This window comes from Gilliamella sp. Fer1-1, assembly GCF_001690825.1.
In the GTDB taxonomy this organism is placed as follows: domain Bacteria; phylum Pseudomonadota; class Gammaproteobacteria; order Enterobacterales; family Orbaceae; genus Gilliamella; species Gilliamella apicola_C.
In genome coordinates, this window is record NZ_LZGX01000006.1 from 1 (window position 1) to 4,912 (window position 4,912).

Annotated in this window: 2 protein-coding genes; one reads left to right on the plus strand and one right to left on the minus strand. The window is 35.4% G+C overall.

Annotated elements, in window-relative coordinates; genetic code table 11:
• Nucleotides 1-110 precede the first annotated feature (110 nt).
• The gene (gene rlmKL / locus A9G28_RS00240) at nucleotides 111-2,231 is read left to right on the plus strand and encodes a bifunctional 23S rRNA (guanine(2069)-N(7))-methyltransferase RlmK/23S rRNA (guanine(2445)-N(2))-methyltransferase RlmL (protein ID WP_065579409.1); all 2,121 of its coding nucleotides are present in this window, start codon (nucleotides 111-113) and stop codon (nucleotides 2,229-2,231) included.
• Between the two features lie 363 nt (nucleotides 2,232-2,594).
• On the opposite strand, the gene A9G28_RS00245 is transcribed toward rlmKL, so the two are convergent.
• Nucleotides 2,595-4,220: a hypothetical protein gene (locus tag A9G28_RS00245; protein ID WP_141674646.1), complete on the minus strand. Its 1,626-nt coding sequence runs from the start codon at nucleotides 4,218-4,220 to the stop codon at nucleotides 2,595-2,597.
• Nucleotides 4,221-4,912: the final 692 nt, after the last annotated feature.

The window sequence follows — 4,912 nt, forward strand, 5'->3', positions numbered from 1 at the left end:
AAAGCTAATAAATTTTGATTAACAAAAATAAATATAAGCGTTGCCTTTATTTCCCACTATTGCAATTAGTCGGTATAATGCCTGCAATTTTATTGTAAAGTGGATTATACATGAAAACGCTATTTGCCAGCACATCTCGCGGGCTTGAAGAGTTATTAAAAAAAGAGTTAGAACAAATAGGCTCACCTAACTGTAAAATTACCCAAGGTGGAGTTTATTTTGATGCTGATGAAAAAACATTATATCAATCATTATTATGGTCTCGTTTAGCCTCACGCATTTTGTTGCCAATAGCTGAATTTGATATTTATAGTGATTTAGATCTCTATTCTTGTGTATTTAATATTAAATGGACAGATATTTTTGCGGTCGATAACGCTTTTGTGATCAACTTTGTTGGTGTTAACGAATTTATTCGCAATAGTCAATATGGCGCACTTAAGATCAAAGATGCCATTGTTGATCACTTTTTACGCCATACTAACGAACGCCCCAATGTTGCTAAACAAGATCCAGATATTCGACTTCATGCGTATTTAAATAAAAACCGAGTCACCTTATCTTTAGATTTAAGTGGCAATAGCTTACATGAACGTGGTTATCGTCAGCAAACAGGCCAAGCACCATTAAAAGAAACCCTTGCTGCCGCCATTATTATGCGTTCAGGTTGGCTGAGTGATGAACCGTTGCTTGACCCCATGTGTGGCTCAGGCACGCTACTGATTGAAGCCGCTATGATGGCGTCAAAAATCCCACCAGGATTACAACGCAAACAATGGGGATTTTTTGCATGGAAAGGATTTAATCCAACGCTATGGAATGAGTTATTATTTTCAGCAAAACATAATGCCTGTAAACCCAATATTCCTTTTATTGGTTACGATAATAATCCTACCGTACTTGAGCGGGCCAAACAAAATGCTACCCAAGCTGGTGTGGGCGATTTAATTACCTTTGCTTTACAAGATGTAACACAACTTACTAATCCATTACCAATGCAAACAACAGGTATGATTATCAGTAATCCACCTTATGGCGAGCGGCTAGAAAGCGAGCCCGCACTTATTGCTTTACATACTGCTCTCGGTCAACAAATTAAACAACACTTTGGTGGTTGGCGATTATCACTATTTAGTGGTGCACCGCAACTATTAGATTGTTTACAAATGCGAGCAGATAGACAATTTAAAGCCAAAAATGGCCCTCTCGACTGTATACAAAAAAATTATGCCATTGCTAAGCGTGATGCTCAACAACCTATCACGAACCCAACAGTGCCGGCTGCCGACTTTGCAAATCGGTTACGCAAAAATAAACAAAAACTGGAAAAATGGGCTGCTCAAGAACAACTTGAATGTTATCGACTTTATGATGCAGATTTACCCGAATATAATGTTGCTATTGATCGCTATAAAGATAAAATAGTTATACAAGAATACGCCGCCCCTAAAAATATTGATCCACAAAAAACACGGCAACGGCTATTTGATATTATCAATGCCACCATGTCAGAGCTTAATCTGACTGCCGATCAACTAGTATTAAAAACCCGAGAAAAACAAAAAGGTAAACAACAATACCAAAAATTAGGGCAAAAGCAGGATTATTTTTTAGTCCATGAATACGCCATTAATCGCCAAAAAACCCAATTTTGGGTCAATATTACCGATTATTTAGATACAGGACTGTTTTTAGATCATCGCTTAGCACGCAAAATGATTGGTGAAATGAGTGCTAGCAAGGACTTTTTAAATCTATTTGCTTACACAGGGAGTGCAACTGTTTATGCAGGACTTGGTGGTGCTAAATCAACCACTACCGTTGATATGTCACGCACCTATTTAGAATGGGCAGATCGTAATTTAAAACAAAATGGTTTAACAGGTAAAAAGCACCGATTAATTCAGGCTGACTGTTTGCTTTATTTATCCCAATCCGATGAACAATTCGACTTAATTTTTATCGATCCGCCAACATTTTCGAATTCCAAACGTATGAATAATACCTTTGATGTGCAACGAGATCACCTAAAATTAATGGCGGATCTAAAACGCTTGCTAAAACCTAATGGCACTATCCTCTTTTCGAATAATAAACGTGGTTTTAAGATGGATAGCAGTGGTATGCAAAATCTAGGACTTACCTATCAAGAAATTACCAATAAAACGCTTTCGCTTGATTTTAAACGTAACAAGCAAATCCACTGCTGTTTTATTGTGAAGCATCAATAATTAACCGCCTACACGGCGGTTAATTCCGCTCAAAAAAACTTCAATAAAATCAATAGGTTTTCTGAACGTTTTTTACAGCGGTAACCATGCCTAAACAATGCAATATTGAACAATACATCACAAGCTAAATCTTTAAATCCTAGATTTGAATTATCATTACATATTGGCACTATGATATAAATAAAAATTATTTTATGGTTAGTTGCTCTTACGCATTAATTAGTTGTTTCTGTTACTACATATATCATAACGTCGCTCCTAAACCAAAATAAATCATTTTAATATTACCTTTCTATCTACAAAGTATTACTCTATCTGTGTTAAATCACTCGTTGTTGTTGCTGTGCGGCTGCCGTTTAAAGATTACGGTGAAATACAAAGTGCATAGCCAATTTGTTCTGTTATTGGTTCTGAAAATATCAATCCATAAGCATCAACTAAGTAGTAGTTATCATTCTTATGGCGATTATTCGACCAAAATTTTCTATAAATATGACGATCTAGCCTAAAAACATCAGAGCCCCATTCTGGAATGATTCCCCCTCCAAGTTGTACCTTAGAGAACCCTTCTTTGCCAGTAGGGTATCCTTGATGCCAATTTAGCTCAACATTTTTAACATTGGTTAATTCAGGTACAGTAGGAAGGCGGTACCCAATGCTTTCACAATACTCTCTACTTTCTTTAAATGTTCGTTTACCATCCTCTAATAAAATAAACCATTTGTTAATTGTAAAACTATATATAGGTTTAGTTTGCGCTTGATCAGCATAAATAATAAACGTTGTGGGAGAGAACGACGTATTTGGCTGCCCTGCTTTTGGTCCTAATAGCGTAATTGTCGCTTCATTAGGGTAATTTCCATAATATCTAAATTCTTCTGCTTTTCTAATAGTTAAATTAATAATTGAATCCTTAGGCTGCTTACTGTAGCTTAGTTCATGAGGAAAAGACCCTGCGACTGTTAAATTAAACGGAAATGAATCGCCTGCCGTGGTTGGAAAATTAGCTGAAGGGCTATTAATATTTTGAAGTTGATATCCTTTTTTGGCCCCTGACTCCCTATACAGATCGGACGCTACCCATTCATTACCTATATGCTCACTGTGTGGGGTTGGTTGAGTAAGTGGATATGCCCAACATGCATAAGGGTTGGAAACAGCAGGCTTAATATGTAAAACCAATCGATCCTCAAATGCCCATGGATCCTCATTCCACTCATCTTCCGTGACAGTTGCTCCAAATGATCTTCTAGATGGCACACCAAACTTACTCAAAACTGAAGAAATGCTAGATAGTAAAACCATTCTATAGCTATAACGACAAGGATCAATAAGGTCACTACGTTTATAGCTGCGCTCTCCCCACTCGGCCAAATCATCACTACCATAATCATCTGCTTCATCAAATATTTTTAGCGAAACCATACCGGCACCACTCAGAATTTCATCGCCATCATCATCAAAAAAATATTGTCTATCATAACGGCTATTAAATTCTATTTGTTGCCCATTATCTTCTGCCCACTCGGGTATTGGATAATTTTTGGGGATAATCGAATTAATATCGGCAAACGTTTTAATCGATTCAGGTAACAAAATAGGATTCTGTTGTGACGAAGTATTATTATCGAGTGTATATCGAAAAGTTTGATTACCAACTTGATAGCTCATCCAAAAAATATCATCAACGCCTAATATTTTAGTTTTCCCGCCATCAAAACTTAAATAAGGCGCAGTACCATTAATCACATTGGTAGTTTCGGCAACATGAATAACTTCTGAACTTAAGGCGATTGCTCTATTGACATAAGTCGTTAATAACAAGCTAATGCCAATAAATATTGGTGTTAATGAAAAAGATAACAATCTTGTCGTTTTAGAATAAAAGTCGAAAAGTATTTGTAGGTGAAAAACGCTTAAATTAGTTAATGTTTCTTTTATTTTTACCAATAATTTATGGCTGGCAACCAAACAACTATTCCTTAGCACGTTCTAAATCCTTTTCTACAACTTATATTTACTTTAATTCGAGCTTTTCTATTATTAAATAGATAGAAAGTATAAGTAAATCGCTAGTATTTTGTAAACGTGTTTTTTTAAAATTTATTATAGTATATAAAAGCAAGCATAAATATTGTTGCTATTTTTCTAATTTCTGAGTATCACTTAATTGGAAAGACAAAGGATACAAAGAATGTTTAGATTATCCCCTATCTTACTTAACTGGAATCTTTAGTGATTTGGGCAAAACGATATATAATGCTAAAACCTACCTTATCATCAAACCCGAAGTTTTAGCACTCACGCCACGCTAGAGGCATTAGATCCTAAAAGATAAGTTGGGATATTAATCCACCAACACAAGCCTAAAATAATTAAATCTAGGGAAATTTCTTCCCAAAAGGGCAAGATCTTATCTGTTGAATGCTCAAACTTGATAGAAAATCATAAATTTCCACGAGATAAATTAACCGAATCAATAAGTTTTTCCAAGCATATCCCGTAACTTTATCTGTAAATTGACCAAAGAGCACAATGGGTAATGTATAAAAAAATAACTTTGGCATTAGCCAACTTGACTATCATAGTTCAATACTTTTCTTGGGTGGCTTTTTCTAATACTTGGCGTTTTTTTGATATTTTTAAAGTAAGCCTTAATCAGATAGAACGAACTACAAATT

What these genes read in the sequence shown, in the direction of transcription:
- rlmKL (WP_065579409.1), top strand. Translation starts at nt 111, where the DNA reads ATGAAAACGCTATTTGCCAGCACATCTCGCGGGCTTGAAGAGTTATTA.